This is a genomic window from Rickettsia japonica YH, from assembly GCF_000283595.1.
GTDB lineage: Bacteria > Pseudomonadota > Alphaproteobacteria > Rickettsiales > Rickettsiaceae > Rickettsia > Rickettsia rickettsii.
In genome coordinates, this window is record NC_016050.1 from 651,077 (window position 1) to 671,987 (window position 20,911).

The window sequence follows — 20,911 nt, forward strand, 5'->3', positions numbered from 1 at the left end:
TTTAGCTAACCCCTATGCGTAGTAAATCATGAATATGAATAATGCCTATAATAATATTATCATCAACAATCGGTATATTAGTGATATTCTTGGCTTTCATTAAATTTAAAGCCTCTTTTGCAAATATTTCCGATGAGATATGAATAGGGTTTTTGGTCATAATGCTTGATGCTGTTTTTAAGTAGATTTGATCGTTAATATGACGACGTAAATCCCCATCGGTTATAATTCCCACCAAATTTTGGTTTTTATCTGTTACAAGTGTACAACCTAAACGTTTTTTATTCATAATAATTATAGTTTCGGCAAAGGAAGTATCTTCATATACTAAAGGTATTTCATCACCGCTACGCATTAGGTTTTTAATTTTTGTTAAATTAGCGCCGATTGTACCTCCCGGATGATAAATTTTAAAATCATCTTTAGTAAAGCCTCGTTTTTCATGTATAACAGTCATTAAAGCATCACCGAGTGATAGCATGATTAAAGATGATATAGTAGGAGCTCCAATTACAGAAGCTTCTGGGTATTCAGGTACTATTAATAAAAAATCGCTTCTTTTAGCTAAAGTAGAATTCTTATTCATTGTCATTGCAGCAATTTTTATGGAAGAGTTCTTGCAATATTCAATTATATTAAATAGTTCTTTAGTTTCGCCGGAATTAGATAACATAATTACTAGATCATTTCTCGTCACCATACCTAAATCGCCGTGACTTGCTTCTGCCGGATGTAAATAAAAAGCAGGCATACCGGTTGAAGAAAAGCTAGCAGCTATTTTTCTTGCAATATAACCGCTTTTGCCTATGCCGGTTAAGATTATCCGTCCTTTGAAAGATAGTAAAAATTCTATAATTCTGTTAAAGTCTTCAGGGATATTTTCGGATAATTTTTCTAAAGCACTTGCTTCACTAGAAATAACCCTCTTTGCGATGATTCGGTAATTATTTGTGTTGGTCATTTATTTACTCATTGTCATACCGTGGCTTGTCCACGGTATCCAGCAAATTATTAGTATTATGAGCTATTTTTGTGGATACCCGAACCGTCATTACGAGCAGCCGTAGGCTGCACGGCAATCTCATGAAATAATAACAAACTCCTGAGATTGCTTCGTCAATTACTTCGTAATTTCCTCGCAATGACGATTAAGCTTCATATCAATTAAAATACTTACGTTCTGTAATTACTTCAGCAGTTTCAGCATTATTATCTTTATTCCAAGCTCGTTTTTTACTAGAATCACGTCGCTGCTCAGGTTCTAAATTGTCCTTAGTATTATTAACATTAGTTTTTGGCTTTGTATTATTTGAAGATTTATCTTTATCGGCATTTTTAATAGTTAATTTTGCTTTGCCTTTATTATCAAAGCCTATTAGCTTAACTTTTACTATATCACCTTGTTTTAAAACACTGCTAACCGTTTCTATTCTTTCTTCTGACACTTCACTAATATGAACAAAGCCGTCTTTATTACCTAAATAATTAATAAAAGCCCCGGAATCTAAGACTTTCATTACCGTACCGTTAAATATTTCACCGATTTCAGGTTCAACGGCAATAGCTTTAATTTTATCTAAGGCCACTTTTAGCTTATCTCTATCTGAAGCATAAACAGACACCGTACCGTCATCGCTTATATCTATTTTAGCACCGCTAGTTTCACAAATTTCCTTTATTACTTTACCGCCCGGTCCTATAATATCTCTAATTTTATCCTTATCTATTTTTATAGTAGTAGTAGAAGGAGCATTTTTACTTAGTTCGTTATTTGGTTTACTGATCACTTTATTCATTTGCTCCAGTATATGCAAACGACCGAGTCGTGCTTGCTCTAAAGCTACTTTCATTATTTTAAAATCTACTCCAGATATTTTGATATCCATTTGTAATGCAGTAATCCCTTCGCTAGTTCCTGCAACCTTAAAGTCCATATCACCGAAATAATCTTCATCGCCGAGAATATCCGATAATACGGCAAATTTTTTACCTTCCTTAACAAGTCCCATAGCAATACCCGCAACCGGTGCTTTTATCGGTACGCCGGCATACATTAAAGCAAGAGAACTACCGCAAACAGTTGCCATTGAAGAAGAACCGTTAGACTCCGTAGTTTCAGCAACTACTCTAATGGAATAAGGAAATTGTACTTTATTAGGTAATATTGGATTAATAGCACGCCATGCGAGTTTACCGTGTCCGACTTCACGACGACTAGGTGCTTTCATCGGCATTGCTTCATTTACAGAGTAGGGCGGAAAGATATAATTGAGCATAAAACGCTCTTTATACTCACCCTCTAAACTGTCAACTATCTGCTCATCTAAACTAGTACCGAATGTAGCACTAACTAAGCTTTGCGTTTCACCTCTAGTAAATAAAGCTGAACCATGTGCGGAAGGTAGTAAACCTATTTCGCAAGCAATTTGTCTTATATCCGTGGTACTTCTTCCATCGATACGTCTATTTTTTTCTAAAATCTCGTTACGTAATATATCTGATTTAATAGCTTTTAAAGCTGATTCGATTTGATAATTACTATATTTTTTATTTTCTATGTTGCTTACAAAGTGTGTAAGAACTTTTTCAGGTATTAAATCTAAATTAGTGCTACGTTCTTGTTTAGATTTAATTGCAAAAGCTTGTTCAATTTCTTTTACAAATAACTTCTCAATTTCTTTCTTTAATGAAGCGGGATATAAAGCTTGCATTTCAAGTTTTGGTTTTTTAGCTTCTTCTGCTAGTTCTTTAATTATCTTTATTACCGGCTGAAAGCTTTCAAATCCAAATTTTACGGCTTCTAACATTTGTTCTTCAGAGAGTAAATGAGCTTCCGATTCAACCATCATTACTGAATCTGATGTTCCTGCAACTACTAAATCAAGCTGACTTGTTTTTAATAATGCAAGTGTCGGATTTAAAACAAATTCACCATTGATTAAACCTACTTTACTTGCCGCAACTATTTCTAGATAAGGAGCAGGGGATAGGCTAAGTGCAGCCGATGCACCGATAATTGCAAGTATATCTACCGGAGCTTCAGGATCATATGAAAGAACACTGCAAGTTACATACGTTTCATTCATAAAAGCCGGATGAAATAATGGTCTAATCGGTCTATCTATTAAACGAGATACTAAAACTTCTCTATCTGATGCTTTTCCCTCATGTTTAAAAAATCCCCCTGGTATCTTACCGGCAGCATATGCCATTTCTCTATAATTAATTGTTAAAGGAAAAAAACCTATGTCCTCTTTTGCTTTGTTAGCTACTACTGCCGTACATAATAAAACGGAATTACCCATTTTTACCGTAACTGCCCCGTCAGCTTGCCTTGCTATTTTACCTGTACTAAGCTCAAGAACTTGTCCGTTCCATGTAACACTCTTAGTTATTTCGTTAAACATCTATTTATCTCATTTCATAATTTATATTTTATTGTATTTTACCACGTCATTGCGAGGAAAATTACGAAGTAATTCGACGAAGCAATCTCAGGATATTTGACAAGATTGCCACACAACCTACGACTGCTCGCAATGACGATTATCCAACTATTTAATCTTTCTAATTCCTAGCTTACTTATTAAATCTAAATATTTGCTAACATTATTCTTTTTAATATAGTTAAGTAATCTGCGGCGGCGCCCGACTAAAATTAATAATCCGCGTCTTGAAGTATGATCTTTATGGTTAGATTTAAAATGCTCGGTTAAATTATTGATTCTTTCAGTTAAGATAGCACATTGCACTGCACTTGAACCGGTATCATTTTCCGTTATAGCATATTCTTTAATTAATTGTTGTTTACGTTCTGTAGTAATCGACATCGATAATTTCTCCTTAAATATATAGACTTCCAGTTTTAAAAGAAGTCTTGTGTTAAATTAAATACTCGTAAAGAATTAAAGCAACTCTTGTTTAAGCTACCTATTGCAAGCAAAGTGCCTTTATAGCGAACCCATAAAAGATCAACAGACATCTTGCCAAACTCTACTTCTAGAGGTAATTTGTATGTCAATCCGGTACTCGCATCCTCACGTACTAAAGTGTACGCTGTGGTGCTGCGTTCCGTGTTTCCTTTAAATTCCTCTCTATAAGCAAATTTGGCAAGATGTCTAAAGTCTTTTTCATAATTAAATAAACATTTCTGTCCATATTTAATTTGCTGTGCTTGGCTGTCAGTTGCATCAAGAACCAGGATGTCGTCCAGTATTGCTTCTATCTTTATACTTTTTTCCTCTAGGGAATTTTTGGTAATTTCGTCAGGCGATTTAATTCGGATAGCATTTTCTTCTTTAAATATTCCAACCTGAGTACGGCGTAATTCTATCACAAATCCTAAACTTTGCAAGGACAATGCCAAATCTTCTGCTAAAGTCCTTATATAAGTACCTTTTGAACATTCCGTATAGTATGTAGCGGTAGCATTTTTCTCATCAAAATTTAAACATTTTAGATCATAAATAGTTATATTTCGTGGCTTTAATTCTACTTTTTTTCCCTCTCTAGCCAATTTATAAGCTCTTACACCGTTAACTTTAAGAGCTGAAAAAGCCGGCGGTATTTGTGTTACGTTACCGATAAATTTAGAACATACGGCATAAGCTTCTTCTTGAGAAGGGATACAATCTTTTTTTGCTATTACTTTACCGGCATAATCGCCGCTATTGGTTTGCGTTCCGAATTTTACGGTAAAAATATAGGTTTTTCTAGCATCAATTAGCAGATGTATTAGCTTTGTCGCTTCACCTACGGCAAGCGGTAATATTCCTTCCGCTTCTACGTCTAAAGTACCGGCATGTCCTATCTTGGTTTTACCGAGTATTTTTTTTACTATGCTAACAAGTTGAGCAGAACTTATACCTCTTGGTTTATAAATATTTAACCAATAATTACTCATTTTAATTTGATTTTAACTTGACTTAAATTTAGAAAATCTTTAATATATAACTCTAGCCAATAGCAAGATAGGTTAGACCAAATAATGACGATTAACCCCAGTAATATAGAAAATTCTTCCTCTAAAATCAATAACTGTTTTTCCAAACTTACCGATTATATCTGGCCTATAAAACGCCACGAAGTTTCTAAATTTTTATTCATCACTTTATTAATGTTCTGTATTTTATTTATCCAAAATCTAATCAGAGCTTTAAAAGATAGTATTGTTACTACTATGATCGGTGCCGAGATTATCTCGTTTTTGAAGTTTTGGGGAGTGATGCCGTCAGCTTTTTTAATGACTGCTATATATGTAAAGCTTGTTAATAAGATGAAAGCAGAAAATATATTTTATCTTATTATATCAATATTTTTAACATTCTTTGCTCTTTTTGCTTACGTTATTTTTCCAAATCATGAAATGCTGCATTTCAGTCCTATAACCGTTCAAAATTTAACGGCAAGTTTACCTAATTTAAAATGGTTTATATTGCTTTTATCAAAATGGAGTTTTTCGTTATTTTATATAATAGCTGAATTATGGCCAAACGTAGTTTTCGCATTACTTTTTTGGCAGTTTGTTAATAATATTACTACAGTAGAAGAATCTAAAAGATTTTATCCGTTATTCGGTTTACTTAGTCAAACAGGTATTTATTTAGCAGGGCAGTTTTTAGAAAATCTAAGTAATATTAATGATTACGTAACTAATAAATTTGCATTGCAATCGTCTTTTCATACACTTTCTATACAAATTATACTAACTATAGTATTAATTTTAGGAATAATAGCTATTAAAACTTTTTGGTTGCTTAATCATAAAGTACTAGACAAAGAGCATATGGCATTACTCAGGTTTAAAGCAAAGAAAAAATCTATGACTATTGCCGAAAGTTTTCAGATGCTTCTATCGTCAAGACATATTAGATTAATTGCAACTTTGCTTATCTGCTATGGCATTGCCATTAATTTAGTAGAAGGTCCTTGGAAAGCAGCAGCTACTAAAATTTATAAAACTCCAACCGAATATGCAGCTTTTATAGGAAGTTATTTGAGCTATACCGGAGTATTTACTATTTTATTTGTAGTACTTGGTTCAAATATAGTTAGAAGACTTGGCTGGTTTACGGCGGCTGTTATCACCCCTTTAATAGTTTTTATTACCGGTATATTATTTTTTTCCGTTAATAATTTTGAAAGATTTGCCGGCTTAATAATAGCAAATTTTATTCTAACCGATCCTGCTTTAATTGCTATAACAATAGGTGCTATTCAAAATGTGCTTAGTAAATCAAGCAAATATACCTTATTTGATTCAACAAAAGAAATGGCCTATGTTCCTTTAGATCCGGAAATAAAAATAAAAGGCAAAGCTGCTGCCGACGTGATAGGTACAAAACTCGGTAAATCTGGTAGTGCATTTTTACAATCATTGGTATTTATAATATTACCTTCCGCTAGTTATCAATCTATTTCCATCTGTTTAATGATTATATTTATAATTACTTGCTTAACCTGGCTTTGGGCAACTAAAGCACTCAATAAAGAATATAAAAATTCTATTAAATTTTCTCAATAATATTAGTTTTTTCTTGATATTACTAAAATCTCTATATACTATCTTTGACAGTATAACACAAACTGTGAAAAAAGGATATGTTATGTCATTCCCGCGAAAGCGGGAATCCAGAAAAAAGCGAAATAAATCGAGCTTTTAATTTAAAAATCTAGTGTGCTTAGACTTTTTAGTGACTGGATTCCCGCTTTCGCGGGAATGACATAGAGGGTAAAAATCAATGTAACAACATCGGCTTGACTACTCATCACTTACAGTTTATGCTAATTAATTTTTGGTTAAATGAGAGGTTTTATGAGTAAAGACGGTAACCTAAATACAAGTGAATTTGATCCTTTAGCAAATAAGGAATATACAGAAGAACAAAAGCAAACATTAGAACAAGAGCAAAAAGAATTTTTATCTCAAACTACAACCCCAGAACTAGAAGCTGACGATGGTTTTATCGTTACTTCTGCATCTTCTGCTCAATCTACCCCTTCAACTAGTGCTTTATCGGGCAATATCTCTCCTGACAGTCAGACATCAGACCCAATAACCAAGGCTGTAAGAGAAACAATTATACAACCGCAAAAAGATAATTTAATAGAACAAATATTAAAAGACCTGGCAGCCCTTACAGACCATGATTTAGCTGAACAAAAAAGAAAAGAAATAGAAGAAGAAAAAGATAAAGATAAAACATTAAGTACTTTTTTCGGTAATCCTGCTAATAGAGAATTTATTGATAAGGCTTTAGAAAATCCTGAGCTTAAAAAGAAATTAGAATCAATAGAAATAGCCGGCTATAAAAATGTTCATAATACATTTAGTGCCGCTAGTGGATACCCTGGTGGATTTAAACCGGTACAGTGGGAAAATCACGTAAGTGCAAGCGATCTTAGAGCAACAGTAGTTAAAAATGATGCAGGTGATGAACTCTGTACCTTAAATGAAACAACTGTTAAAACTAAGCCTTTTACTTTAGCTAAACAAGACGGTACTCAGGTTCAGATCAGCTCATATAGGGAAATAGATTTTCCTATAAAACTTGATAAAGCCGATGGGTCAATGCATTTATCGATGGTAGCATTAAAAGCTGATGGCACAAAGCCCTCCAAAGATAAAGCCGTATATTTCACTGCCCACTACGAAGAAGGACCAAACGGTAAACCTCAACTTAAAGAAATAAGCTCACCAAAACCTTTAAAATTTGCCGGAACCGGAGATGACGCAATAGCTTATATAGAGCATGGTGGAGAAATTTATACACTTGCGGTAACACGCGGTAAATATAAAGAAATGATGAAGGAGGTAGAACTAAACCAAGGGCAGAGCGTTGATTTATCGCAAGCTGAAGATATTATAATAGGACAGGGACAAAGTAAGGAACAACCGCTAATAACTCCACAGCAAACAACAAGTTCATCGGTTGAACCACCTCAGTATAAACAACAAGTACCGCCAATTACTCCTACTAACCAACCACTGCAACCTGAGACTTCACAAATGCCACAGTCGCAACAAGTAAATCCAAACCTTCTTAATGCAGCTACGGCTTTATCAGGCAGCATGCAAGATTTATTAAATTATGTAAATGCAGGTTTAACAAAAGAAATTGATTTAATTAAAGAAGCAGCCACGGCAATTCTTAATGATAAGAAAAGTGATATTGCTGAAAAGCAGGCTAATATCATTGCTTTAGCTGAAAATACGGTCAATAATAAAAACCTCACACCAGATGCAAAAGTAGCTGGAGTCAATGCAGTATTAGAAACCATAAAAAATGATCAGAATACCCCAGACCTAGAAAAATCAAAAATGCTTGAAGCTACAGTAGCTATCGCTTTAAATTCAGAGAATCTTGAGCCGAAGCAAAAACAGCAGATATTAGAAAAGGCAGTAGATGTCGGTTTAAGTCTTAAAGATGATGCAAGTAGAGCTGCAGCAATTGACGGTATTACGGATGCTGTAATAAAAAGTAACCTTTCTACTGAAGATAAAGGGACAATGTTTATAGCAGTAGGTGATAAGGTTAATGTCTCTGAATTAAGCAATGCGGAAAAACAAAAATTATTAGGTTCTGTATTAAAGAAAGGTGTAGAAGCCCAAGTTCTCAGTCCGGCACAACAACAATTGATGCAGCAGAATTTAGATAAGATTACGGCGGAACAAACTAAAAAAGATACAATAAAAAAAGTAAATGATATTTTGTTTGATCCTCTAAGTAATACTGAATTAAAAACAACAAACATACAAGCCATTATATCTAATGTTTTAGATGGTCCGGCTACAGCAGAAGTCAAAGGCGAAATAATTCAAGAAATTACTAACACAGTTGCAGGAAGCTCGCTTGAAGCTCACGACAAAGCAGCGATTATTAAAGGGATAAGCGAGACTATAGCTACTCATAGTGATACCTCTTTATCCTTACCTAATAAAGCACTTATTATGGCATCAGCGGAAAAAGGTATTGCAGAAAGTCAGGCCAATTTACCTGATAGAGAGCTAATGACTAAAGGGTTAGTAGACGGTATTTATGAAGGCAAAGGAGGTCCTGAAATAACTAAGGCAGTTTCTAGCGGGATCGATAATAGTAATATTAATGACTCTGAGAAAGAGGCACTTAAAAAAGCTAAAGATGCAGCGAGTGAGGCAGCTTTAGATAGAGAAACTCAAAATTTAACTGAAGGGTTAAAAGGACAGAATATAGAAGAACATAAGCCTCACGATGATATATATAACAAAGTTCGGGAAGTAATTAACGCTGTTAATCCTGTTATAGAAGCATTAGAAAAATCTAAAGAACCGGTAGTGTCGGCAGAAGAAAGAATTGTACAAGAAACTTCTAGTATATTAAATAATATATCTAAGCTTGCAGTTGAGAAAGTCAATAATTTTCGTGCTATGCTTTCTCCAAATGGTAACCTTAAAACTCTTGAAGAAAAAAAAGAGGAATCAATAAAAAAAGTAGATGAGCTGGTAAAGGCATTTGGTACTAAATCTTCTACTGAAGAACAGCAAAGTTTCATTAAAGCTAATTTAATTGATGATAAAACTTTATCTAAAGAGATACGTTTACAAACTATAGATAAGTTATTACAAGAACAAAAACGAGCAGAAGCAATTGAAAACCCTAGTGTTAAAACGGAAGATGTAAGGGTAGTATCAGGAAAGTCTAAATTAAAACCTATAAGTAAAGATAAGCCGGATATTGAAAAAGCTAAAATGGTAGTAGGAAGAGATAGAGTTAATATCAAAGGGAATATAAAAATTATGAGAGCATTAATGAATGCAAGAGATAGCATTCAGTCGGAAAATTTAAATAAATCAACACCTATTAAAAGAGAGTCGTCCCCTCCACAACGCTGATCAAGATTTGTATTCTGTATATATCAAGGCAAGCAATGGTATTCCCGCTTCTGCGGGGATAACATAAATGATATCACAACATAATCAGGATGGTAGCTTGCCTTTATGCATTAGTTTTTCTTTCCAGCTAAACATTTTACTAAATTATTAATGGCTTGTTGTTCTTCCGTGCTATTAATTTTCATAAAATTTCTTGAAACTTCAATGCACATACGTTGATGTTGAGTATGTACGGGCTGCGGTTTATTAGCTTCTTCTAAACCTTCAAAGAAATAATCAATATTTCTATCTAAAGCTTCTGCGATTAGTACTAGCCTTCCTACAGAAATTCTATTAATTGCTTTTTCGTATTTTTGTAATTGTTGATGCGTAACATCAATTACTTCAGCCAGTTGTTGACGAGACAACCCCTTAGCGAGTCTTAAAGAATAAATTTTCTTGCCGATAAAACTATCGATTTTTTGTATAATATCGTTTTTTCTACCCATTATCCTCTCCTTGGTTACTAATTATATCTATATTTAAAAATTTTCTTTGAACAAAAATGATATTATCCTATATTATTATAAAACATGTGGTTATTAATAATTTAATACCATTAAACTTATCCAAGTATAAGTAGAAATAATACCATAAATTAATATTACAAGCAACTATAAAATAACATTTTTTAAGTTTTTTGTAATCATTTGGTAAATAATTATTAAAGAATAAAATTATTCCTTATCAAATAAAAATATCATAAAAACTTTAAAATTATTTTTAAAATATGAATACCTTATGTTTTAAAAACTTACTTACTGAAGCATAAATTAACAATTTATAAAAAATAAAATTTTGGTGTGTTATAGAAAAATATAAAATTAATGCAAGGAAAAATTTCATTTCTATATTAATATTTCAAATCAAGGATAAAGTATAGTTTCATTTTAATTATAAATTAATTATTTACAGCGAACTTATTTAAGATTAAATATAAAATTAATAATAACAACTTAGCTTTTATAATGAGAAAAATTTTTAATTGTCTTTACGTAGCCTTATTTAGAACAATAGAAGATGATGGCGTTGAACATTCGGGATATATGTCATTCATGATACTTTTATCTATTTTCCCTTTCCTAGTATTCTTATTAGCTTTAACAAGCTTTTTAGGAGCTTCAGAACTTGGTCAAAATTTTATACAAATTTTTCTAGAGAGTCTTCCGGAACAAGCAACGGAATCAATAGAAAAAAGAATACGCGAATTACTAAGTGCTCCTCCTCAAAGTTTAATGAATCTTGCCATAGTAGGCAGTATTTGGACTGCTTCTTCTTTTGTAGAATGTTTAAGGACTATTTTAAATCGTGTATATCAAATAAAATCTCCACCCCCTTATATAAGAAGAAGATTACTTAGTATTATACAGTTTCTTATAATTAGTGCCTTGATTACCTTTACTATGTTTCTTTTAGTGGTGATTCCAATATTATTTACAAAAATTCCGATAATATTAGAGACCATTGAAAAATATAAGATCATTTTAAATTTTATAAGATATTCTTTAATTTTAATTTTATTATTTTTAGGTGCCTCATCTTTGTATTATATATTACCTAATGTAAAACTAAATTTTATTGATGTATTTCCAGGGGCTTTATTAACTGTGATATTATGGATAATAAGCGGCTATTTGCTTTCAACTTATATAGTCTACTATAATCAATTAAATCTAATGTATGGTTCACTTGGTAGTATAATAGTTACATTAATATTCTTCTATATTATAAATATGATATTTATCTATGGTGCGGAATTTAATTATCTAATGAAAAATTATGAAAATATAGAGTGAAGTGCAGCTTAAAGCACTTCATCAGTATTTAGTTTTACAAAAATAAAATAATTAATTGAAACAATTTTCAGCAGTTTTATATTTAATATTTAATATCAATCTTTATTTTAGTTGTAAAAAACAATTATTGTTTAGTTTTTAGGTTTTGTGAACAAAATACAAATTATTTAAAAAAATCCGGTTTAAATAACATAAAGCTCTCCTGAGATGATGTCGGTAATGGAGTTAAATTATATTGTGGATCGAAAGCATTCCCGTAAATTTTTTCTATTGTTTGGAGCGAACTTGGAGATTTTAAAGCCAACAATATTGACTTTAAAATAGTAAAAATTGCTATATATGGATCGGTTTCGGGGGAAGATAAGCGATGTTCTAAACGTTTGGGAAAAGCATTTGGAGTTCGTACAGCTACGCTTCTATTATTCCCACCGTACGATATATGCGTAGGAGCCATAAATTTTTTATTTATCCGTGAATAATCTAGAGTAGTAGGCATAAAAGCGAGTAGGGTGTCTAACATATAGTGACATAGCCCTTGTGCTGCTAAAATTATATAATAATCATTGAACTCGGAATTAAAATTAATATGAAAATGCATACTATTACCATAATCATCCAAAAACGGCTTAGGCGAAAAATCTATATAACCGTTTAACTGCTGTGCCATTTTTTTTAAAATAGTTTTAACATCTAATATATTTTTTATATATTGTATTAAGTTTACAGAAGGGGGGAGATCTATTTCAAATTGGTTATTGCCTTTTTCTTTTTTTATTTTAGCAATTTTAAATCTAGCTAAGTATTTTCTTGAAAGTATTTCAAATTTAGCTATATCAATATTGTGACTTAAATAAAACTCTATTTCTACGCCGATAATAGGAATTAGGTTATAGTCTTGATGAAATTGTGCTATTATTTTTTCTAGCTGTTTATTTTTTTGTAAACGACCGGATAAAGTATTAATAAAACTATTATAATTAATATGGGATATTTTCATGGAAGGATTAATAAACGGATCAGTTTATTATAAAATTTTTGATAAAACATTCAATAATTCTAGTCATAGATATATAAAAAAAAATAACTCTATAAATGAAACAGAAATAGTTGAAAACAAAAAATCTATTACTACTTATTTTAAAGCACAAGATATTTTAATTTTAAACCAAGTACATGGCAATCAAATTGTTAATGCTGATGAGTCCATAATTGCCGTACCTGAAGCAGATGGCAGCATTACAACTAAGAAAAATTTAGTATTAGCGGTACAATCGGCAGATTGTGTACCGGTATTACTTGCAAGCGGCGACGGTAAAATAATCGGAGCGGCACATGCAGGTTGGAAAGGAAGTATAAATAATATTATTAGTAATATAGTTACTAAAATAACAGAAAAAGGAGCAAAGAATTTAATAGCAGTGATAGGTCCTGCTATAGCTCAAAGTTCATATGAAGTTGATGATGAATATTATAAAGCTTTCTTAAGTAAGGATATTAACAATAAACAGTTTTTTATAAACTCTATAAAAGAAAAGCATTATATGTTTGATTTACCGGCTTTTGTAGAGTTAAAACTTAAAGAAGCAGGCGTCAAAGATATAAAAAATATTGCTGAAGATACTTACACAAATCCATTAAAATATCCAAGTAAAAGACGCTCATATCATTTGCAAGAACCTTATAATCAGAATATATTATCAGCTATCGTAATGAAATAATGGCATTGCTAAATAAATATTGATGGTTTGAAAAAGCTACACCATTGCAAGGAGGCGTTGTTGCATGGACACTGAGTCATAATTGTGAGCAGCCGTAGGCTTGCGTGGCAATCTGGATTGCTTCGTCAATTACTTTATAATTTCCTTGTAATGATAGGAAAACCGGTCTACGCAACAATGTTCGCTCGCAATAACGATATCTATCTTTATTTAGCAATGCAAAAATAACTCTTCATTTATCGGAGTATATTAATGAATCAAGATAAACCTTACTATCAAATAGTTTATGCACCAAACGATATTTTTAAAAAACAAGCAGAATATATAGACATTGTTGATGATAATATTCGTACTATTGTCGATAAAATGCTTCAGAATTTACATATAGAAAGGGCAGTGGGCTTGGGTGCTAATATGGTAGGAATATTAAAGCGTATAGTGGTAGTTGACCTACATGAAAATAATAAATCATCGCCTATAGTTTTTATTAATCCGGACATAACTTATTTTTCAGAAGAAAAACAAACTTTTATTGAGAGTTCTTTATCGTTTCCAGGCATTGAAGCATCTATTACACGATCAAAAGCAATCAAGGTAAAATATCTTGATTATAACGGTAATAAGCAAGAACTAGCAGCAGAAGGCTTTTTAGCAACTGTAATTCAGCATGCAATAGATTATTTAAACGGCAAAACTTTCTTAGATTATTTATCAAAACTTAAGCGTGATACACTACTTAAAAAGATGCTAAAACATGTAAAACTCCATCCTCCACATATTCACGGTAGCGGTTGTAGGCATTAGACATTTTCTCAAACTTCGCTTCTAGAGGTAATTTATACATCAAGCCTAGATTCGTATCCTCACGTACTAGTGTATACGCTGTGGGTTACCAATAGCCACACTTGATAAATCCTTAAAACAAGCAAGTAAAGCCGCTGGGGTCGTAGTATTGTGATCACATCTTCACAAGTCGTAGCCAAGCTACCCAGTCACGTTTGCCTAAATCTTCTTCAAACGATAATAAGTCTTTTACCGTCTGCTTACATATTTCTACGGAAGGGATTATAAGTTCTTATTCTTTTGTAGAATTTAGTAGGCATTGCGTTTTACAAACTTGTTCTAAATGGTAAGTATAAAACATAGCTTCATGCATAGTTTTGCCGCAGGTAATAGCACCGTGATTACGAAGTAACATCACATAATTCTGTTTAAGGTCAGTAACAAGGAGCATTATAATTATGATATGATATTCTGTCGTAAAAATGTAATACCCATTGACTGATCGGTAAAAGCCCGCATTTTAAAGCAGAAACGGCAATAGCTGCAGGAGTATGATAATGAAAAATGGCAGAAATATCAGGGCGTGTTTTATAAATACTACCATGAATAAAGTAACCGGTGTTATTATATTGCTATTCTTCTCCTTCTAAAATTTGTCCGTCTAAACTAACTTTTAAAAGATTCTCTGTAGTTACTTCTTCAAATCTTAGTCCAAAAGGATAAATATAGTAAAAATCGGCATTTTTAGGTCTTGCGGATAGATGCATATAAGTATGATCATCCAGCGATAAATACGCCATTATTCGGTAAGCGGCAGCTAAATTATATTTTATATACATAATTGTTAAAATCTATATTGGTTTTATGTTATTCTTGCGTGATGTTGTTGCGTGAATCAGCTTTCCCGTCTGAGCTACGGAAATTGCATAGCAATTGATGAAGCAATCTCAGAAGTCTGTTATCATTTTATGAGATTGCCACGCAAGTACTACAACTGCTTGCAATGATGGGGTAATATCTACACAACAAGGCCACACAGGAATGACATAGGAGCTGTGCAACAAATCCTCAACGCTATTTAAAAGGAGCGTATACCGCTTCTTCCTTTGTTTCTATAATCGCTTCTTTAGGAGCTTTTATGCATTCTTGTAAGGATTTCTTACCTAAATACGGTACTAGATTATAATTTAATATATAGCATTGTAAATTATCTTTCTTACCGCTAAAGTTAAATTCAATTTTATTGCCTTGCTCTAATAGCTTTTTAACTTCTGTTGTTTGCTGGATAAAATTCTTTTGTTCTAAGTTTAAGTGTTTGATTCTTAGTATATTTTTTACTACGGAAAACGTAGAAACAGCAAGCAGCAGAAGGAATATAAATAACTCTTTATTACTTTGCTTGTGTAAGAAAATACTATTTTTAACATACGAAGCTGCAATCATTCCGATAGCTATAACATAACATCCAAGATATCTAAGTAACGATGCCCCTCTAATTGCCTCTTCATAACTAAAGTTAAAGAAATATAAATATAACCGCCACAAAGCAAAAATTATAAAACACGCAAACGTACTTATCAGGAAAAATTTATATTCTTTCAGCAAATCCGGTTTATATTTACGAATTCCGTACCATGCAGCTATACAAATAGTATATACAACTAAACTTCCTTCTTTTAATAAGAATAACAAGAGAAATTTACCGTAATTTAGTAATAATGATCTATGCTGTTCATTAAAATTTTCAGCAATATATACTAAATTGCTAAAACTATGTTCGCATCTGTCAAAAAAATCATGGGTGTTTTTAAAATAACTCATCCAAATAAAATTACACAAAATAGGTAAAGTAAGTAAAATCAGATACGTAATATAATCACTTGATCTTTTAGGCTTTTTATAAAAAATTGTATAATGAGCTATAAGAATTATCGAAGCAAAACTAGCAAGCCATGTTCCAATTTCTCGGAAAGAGGCAAGTAATATCGTAATAGGTAAAATAAGCAATAATGCTTTTTTCTTGTCTTCCGCAAGGATATAAATTACAAAAATAGCTCCGAACATTAAGCCAATAGTACTATCGTTATATATTGAACGAATTCCGGTCGTATATAATACTACGCCGCAAAGTAAAAGTGAAAACAACATTCCGGTTTGCCACAATTTCTTATTTGCGGCTAAAGGAGCTAGAAATGCTAAATGTAATAAGAAATGAGCAAATAATACGTTACCGTCCGAATAACCTGAAAGTAGCAGCATAAAATAATGATAAACAGCAGCTCCTCTTGGATAATGGGCATGAGTAGTAATAATGGAAGTTAACGAAGACTGATTTTCAAAAACACCGAAATATAACAATTCTTTAGTAAATATTCCCCAATGTGAGAAATCATCATAAGCATGCAGCGATGCATCTCTGGTATAAAGAAAAAACAAAAGAATCAATAAAGTAAATACAATGATTTCAATTATATTTTTTCTAGATTCCTGCTTCCACAGAAATGACATGAAGGAGGTATTATTGCGTAGATCAAGAAATGCGTGCGGTGTCATACCGTGGCTTGACCACGGTATCCAAAAATATAACTTAAAAATACTAAACATTTTTAACTGGATCCCGCGATCAAGTCGCGGGATGACAGGAGCGGAGCCACCCCCCACAACAACGCCTATGAAATGCAAGAATGACATTAAAGCTAAAAATATACCGATGAAATAATATATATATGTTGCAGCCGGTAATAGCTTTAACATAGCAAAACAATATAAAATTGGTACTAATATGCTGATTATTACGGGAATAGCGAAAGTCAATCTTGTTTTGAAATATTTGGCAAAAAAAGATGAAAACCCAAAAATGCTTAATATCGGTATTATGATCATATTAATTTGTAAATAATTTTTTGATCATTGCGTGGACCGGTAAAACCCACTGTGTCACCCCGCGGCTTAACCACGGGGTCCAAAAAACAATAAAAAATACTAATAATTTTAGTATTTTTAACTGGATCCCGTGGTCAAGCAACGGGATGACAGAGGTGAAATTGATTCACACAACAAGGCCACGCGGAAATGATATAGAACGAAAATGTCCGGTACTATAGGTATCCAATACCCGATCGTAACAACGCCTTTATCACCCGTGTTTAATTTTAGCTTGTGCTGCGGCGATTCTTGCTATAGGGATACGGTATGGAGAACAAGAAACATAGTTTAAATTCATTCTATGAAAAAATTCTATAGAGGCAGGGTTCCCTGCATGTTCTCCGCAAGCTCCGAGTTTCAAATTAGCATTACTGCTTTTTCCGCGTTTTATAGCAATTTCAATTAATTCTCCTACTCCTTCTTCATCGAGAGTAGTAAATGGATCGGATTCAAAAATCTTTTCTTCTAAATAATATGGAAGAAAAGAGGCAATATCATCTCTAGAAATTCCATATGTAGTCTGAGTTAAATCATTAGTACCAAAACTAAAATAGTCAACTTCCTTAGCTATTTTCTTACTGCCGAGTGCTGCCCTGGGTAGTTCTATCATAGTACCAAGCGTAAAGGAAAACTTATATCTATAACGTTGCTCTAATTCCTCTATTACCGAATAAATATCCATTTTAAGCTTTTTTATTTCACCTACATTGCTAATTAAAGGGATCATTAATTCTAAGTTACATTTTATATGTTCTTTTTTATGTAGCTCAAAAATAGCTGTAAAAATTGCTTCAATTTGCATTTGGTAAATTTCCGGCGAACATATACCAAGTCTACATCCACGGTGACCGAGCATAGGATTTACTTCATGCATAGCATGAAGACGTTGATTAATTATTGATAAAGGTAGATTTAAGCTATTGGCCAAATTCTTTTTATCTTCTTCGGTGGTAGGTAAAAACTCATGTAACGGCGGATCAAGTAATCTAATATTTACCGGTTTATCTTTCATTACTCTGAATAAAGCTTTAAAATCCTCAGTTTGCAGAGGTAATAATTTCTGCACGGCAAGCTTTCTCCGTTCTATATCAGGAGCAATAATTATGTCTCTTACTAAAGGAATTTTATTTTTATCAAAAAACATATGTTCGCTACGACACAAACCTATACCTTGAGCTCCAAACTTTATAGATACTAAAGCATCGTTAACTGTTTCAGCATTTGCACGAACTTTTAAGCTACTAATCTCGTCTGCCCAATCTAAAATTAATTTTGATTCCTCACTGAAAGTAGGTTGAATTAACGGCATTTCACCTAAGAAGATTTTACCGCTACCTCCGTCAATCGTTATAATATCACCTTGTTTAATAACTATGTCGCCTGCTGTTAATATTTGCTTTTTCTCATCTATAGATAAATTACTTGTACCGCAAACACAAGGCTTCCCCATACCTCTTGCCACAACTGCAGCATGTGAAGTCATTCCCCCTCTAATAGTTAAAATACCTGAAGAAACATGCATTCCGTTAATATCCTCAGGACTAGTATCATGGCGTACTAAAATTACTTTATGATGATGAGATAATTTTTCGGCATCATAAGGTGAGAATACTGCAATACCTGTTGCAGCCCCAGGAGAAGCAGGTAGCCCCTCAGCAATAGAAGTAAGCCCCTTACTGTAATCAATTCTTGTATGTAATAATTGATTTAATGATTCCGGATCGATTCGCATTAAGGCTTGTTCTTTAGAAATAAGCTTTTCTTCTACCATTTGTACGGCAATATTAATAGCAGCGATGGCTGTTCTTTTTGCAGTACGTGTTTGCAAAATATATAGCTTATTATTTTCTATAGTGAATTCTATATCCTGCATATCTAAGTAATGTTCTTCAAGCTTTTGTGCAATTTGTGATAACTCCTTAAACACTTCCGGCATCATTGCTTGCATAGAATTTGAATCATTTGCAATAATAGGCATAGGTGTTCTAGTTCCCGATACTATGTCTTCACCTTGAGCATTTATTAAAAACTCTCCAAAGAGCTTTTTTTCTCCTGTAGAAGGTGATCTAGTAAAAGCAACTCCCGTAGCTGAAGTTTTACCTAAATTACCAAAAACCATTGCTTGGATATTAATAGCCGTACCGAAATCCTCCGAAATATTATTGATTTTTCTATATATAACCGCTCTATTACTCATCCAAGAATGTAGCACCGCTTTAATTGCCGATTCTAACTGTTCATAAGGATCATTAATTAGTTGCTTAGTATACTTAATATGCAACCGTTTGAAATCATCAATAATTTTTTCTAATAATTCTACGGTAATATCGCTATCTTTATGAATATCGGCTTGTATCTTGTGCTTTTCGTAAATTTGTGCAAATAGATCACTAGGTATAGATAATACCGTTGAACCGTACATTTCTAAAAATCTTTTGTAACTATCAAGAGCAAATCGTTTATCACCGCAGGAATCCGCAAGAGCATTACACACTTCGTTATTCATTCCAAGATTAAGGATAGTATCCATCATTCCAGGCATTGAAATCGTAGAGCCCGAACGCACCGATAACAATAAAGGATTGTTTGTACTGCCGAAAATTTTACCGGTCATTATTTCAAGTTCAGTGATAGCTTTTTTTAAGTCGCTTTGAAAGTTTTTAGGAAAGTTATTATTGTGGGTATAAAAGTAATTACATAGCTCTGTAGTTATTGTAAAACCATCAGGAATAGGTAATTTTAGGTTGGACATTTCGGCAAGACCAGCACCTTTGTTACCAAGTATATTTTTCATGCTAGCGTTTCCATCACTACCATTACTGCCAAAATAATAAATTAACTTTTTCATATCATATATCAAAATTTGCTAACAATTTATGGGTTTAGGAGTATTAAATACATATTTATACAGTATGAAAAAAATAGTAGCAACGTTAAATTAAGAATATCTTTAATAAAATAGTTGAAATTTTAAATTTGTTATTATACTTGTTAATTTAATTATATCCTGTGTACAAAAGTCAAATTTTCAAAAAAAAATCTTATTAATTTTTGCTAAAAAATATCTCAAAATAGCAAATCAATTAGAAACCTTCACAGAACCTAATAAGTTAATTAAACTTATTCTAAATGTTATTGACTAATTTAAGAAAATTGACCATAATTCTAAATGGTCGTGCAGTTGCGTGATGATATAGCAAAGCTATAGATCACGAGGAAAGTCCGGACTCTATAGAGGTATGGTGCCGGTTAACCTCCGGCAGAGTATTATTACTTTAGGGACAGTACCACAGAAAATACACCGCCAAGTATGAATACGAAGATCAACTTCAAAAAGCGCTAGGAGTTCACAAGACGAGGAACGGAGCGTATACTTAATACGTGAGTACCGTAGTACTTGTGAAATGACGCAGCCAATTTTTGCAGTTGATCGAGTATTTTTGGTAAGGGTGAAAAGGTACGGTAAGAGCGTACCGGTAAGTTGGTAACAAATTATGCATGGTAAACCCCACCAAGAGCAAGATCAAATAGGCGTTACAGAACTTATCAAGTTCCCGGGTTATCTCTAACCGGCTTGTAATGCGGGTAGATCGCTTGAGGTAAACGGTAACGTTTATCCTAGATAAATAACTGCAATGAATTTATATTCATACAGAATCCGGCTTATAGACCTTATTGTCATCCCGCGACTTGATCGCGGGAGCCTAGAAAACAGCTTAATAAATATTGATAGATCCTGCGATCAAATCGCGGAATGACTAGGACTGTAAAATAATTTA

General features: G+C 32.7%; 13 protein-coding genes, 1 other RNA gene and 3 pseudogenes. 7 read left to right on the forward strand and 10 right to left on the reverse strand.

Going from position 1 to position 20,911, the window contains the following annotated elements; translation table 11 throughout:
• Position 1 precedes the first annotated feature (1 nt).
• From RJP_RS03490 to truB, 4 genes are all read right to left on the reverse strand, one after another.
• The gene (locus RJP_RS03490; protein WP_014120815.1) at positions 2–961 is read right to left on the reverse strand and encodes a KpsF/GutQ family sugar-phosphate isomerase; all 960 of its coding nucleotides are present in this window, start codon (positions 959–961) and stop codon (positions 2–4) included.
• 199 nt (positions 962–1,160) lie between these two features.
• A complete protein-coding gene (pnp, locus tag RJP_RS03495; RefSeq protein ID WP_014120816.1) occupies positions 1,161–3,407 on the reverse strand; it encodes a polyribonucleotide nucleotidyltransferase in 2,247 nt (748 codons plus the stop codon).
• Between the two features lie 147 nt (positions 3,408–3,554).
• Entirely contained in the window at positions 3,555–3,830 is a 276-nt protein-coding gene (rpsO, locus tag RJP_RS03500; protein ID WP_004995678.1) for a 30S ribosomal protein S15, read from the reverse strand.
• A 35-nt stretch (positions 3,831–3,865) separates the two neighbouring features.
• Positions 3,866–4,903 (reverse strand): tRNA pseudouridine(55) synthase TruB, encoded by a 1,038-nt coding sequence (gene truB / locus RJP_RS03505; RefSeq protein WP_014120817.1) that lies wholly within the window; start codon positions 4,901–4,903, stop codon positions 3,866–3,868.
• An 84-nt stretch (positions 4,904–4,987) separates the two neighbouring features.
• On the opposite strand from truB, the gene tlc4 reads away from it, so the two are divergent.
• Both tlc4 and RJP_RS03515 read left to right on the forward strand, forming a co-directional pair.
• Complete coding sequence (gene tlc4 / locus RJP_RS03510; RefSeq protein WP_014120818.1) at positions 4,988–6,523, forward strand: NTP/NDP exchange transporter Tlc4; 1,536 nt, start codon at positions 4,988–4,990, stop codon at positions 6,521–6,523.
• Positions 6,524–6,814: 291 nt separating this feature from the next.
• Positions 6,815–9,871, forward strand: a complete 3,057-nt coding sequence (locus tag RJP_RS03515) for a Sca4 family spreading effector (RefSeq protein ID WP_081497972.1) — start codon at positions 6,815–6,817, stop codon at positions 9,869–9,871.
• 110 nt (positions 9,872–9,981) lie between these two features.
• Here the strand turns inward: RJP_RS03515 and RJP_RS03520 are convergent, their stop codons facing one another.
• Complete coding sequence (locus tag RJP_RS03520; protein ID WP_014014350.1) at positions 9,982–10,359, reverse strand: helix-turn-helix domain-containing protein; 378 nt, start codon at positions 10,357–10,359, stop codon at positions 9,982–9,984.
• Positions 10,360–10,878: 519 nt separating this feature from the next.
• Here RJP_RS03520 and RJP_RS03525 point away from each other — a divergent pair.
• Positions 10,879–11,706, forward strand: a complete 828-nt coding sequence (locus tag RJP_RS03525) for a YihY/virulence factor BrkB family protein (protein ID WP_014014351.1) — start codon at positions 10,879–10,881, stop codon at positions 11,704–11,706.
• Between the two features lie 163 nt (positions 11,707–11,869).
• Here the strand turns inward: RJP_RS03525 and RJP_RS03530 are convergent, their stop codons facing one another.
• Positions 11,870–12,703 carry a type I glutamate--ammonia ligase gene (locus tag RJP_RS03530; RefSeq protein ID WP_014120820.1) on the reverse strand — a complete coding sequence of 278 codons (834 nt, stop codon included), beginning with the start codon at positions 12,701–12,703 and terminating at the stop codon, positions 11,870–11,872.
• Here RJP_RS03530 and pgeF point away from each other — a divergent pair.
• Both pgeF and def read left to right on the forward strand, forming a co-directional pair.
• Entirely contained in the window at positions 12,702–13,424 is a 723-nt protein-coding gene (pgeF, locus tag RJP_RS03535) for a peptidoglycan editing factor PgeF (protein ID WP_014014353.1), read from the forward strand. The two genes, RJP_RS03530 and pgeF, sit on opposite strands and share 2 nt — an antisense overlap.
• A 252-nt stretch (positions 13,425–13,676) precedes the next feature.
• The gene (gene def, locus RJP_RS03540; RefSeq protein ID WP_014120821.1) at positions 13,677–14,228 is read left to right on the forward strand and encodes a peptide deformylase; all 552 of its coding nucleotides are present in this window, start codon (positions 13,677–13,679) and stop codon (positions 14,226–14,228) included.
• On the opposite strand, the pseudogene RJP_RS10465 reads toward def, so the two are convergent.
• Positions 14,227–14,310, reverse strand: a pseudogene (locus RJP_RS10465) (palindromic element RPE1 domain-containing protein); the annotation flags it as partial. The gene def and the pseudogene RJP_RS10465 sit on opposite strands and share 2 nt — an antisense overlap.
• Between RJP_RS10465 and RJP_RS11330 the strand changes: the two are divergent.
• Positions 14,302–14,382: pseudogene (locus tag RJP_RS11330) on the forward strand (type II toxin-antitoxin system VapC family toxin); the annotation flags it as partial. The pseudogenes RJP_RS10465 and RJP_RS11330 sit on opposite strands and share 9 nt — an antisense overlap.
• Here RJP_RS11330 and RJP_RS03545 read toward each other — a convergent pair.
• The 3 genes and pseudogenes from RJP_RS03545 to ppdK form a co-directional block, all read right to left on the reverse strand.
• A pseudogene (locus RJP_RS03545) lies at positions 14,383–15,046 on the reverse strand (class II aldolase/adducin family protein). It abuts the pseudogene before it with no gap.
• Between the two features lie 235 nt (positions 15,047–15,281).
• Positions 15,282–17,090, reverse strand: coding sequence for a hypothetical protein (locus RJP_RS03550; protein WP_014120822.1), 1,809 nt, complete (start codon positions 17,088–17,090; stop codon positions 15,282–15,284).
• Between the two features lie 253 nt (positions 17,091–17,343).
• The gene (ppdK, locus tag RJP_RS03555) at positions 17,344–19,980 is read right to left on the reverse strand and encodes a pyruvate, phosphate dikinase (protein WP_024704556.1); all 2,637 of its coding nucleotides are present in this window, start codon (positions 19,978–19,980) and stop codon (positions 17,344–17,346) included.
• A 317-nt stretch (positions 19,981–20,297) separates the two neighbouring features.
• Here ppdK and rnpB point away from each other — a divergent pair.
• Positions 20,298–20,814, forward strand: an RNA gene (rnpB, locus tag RJP_RS07120) — RNase P RNA component class A.
• Positions 20,815–20,911: the final 97 nt, after the last annotated feature.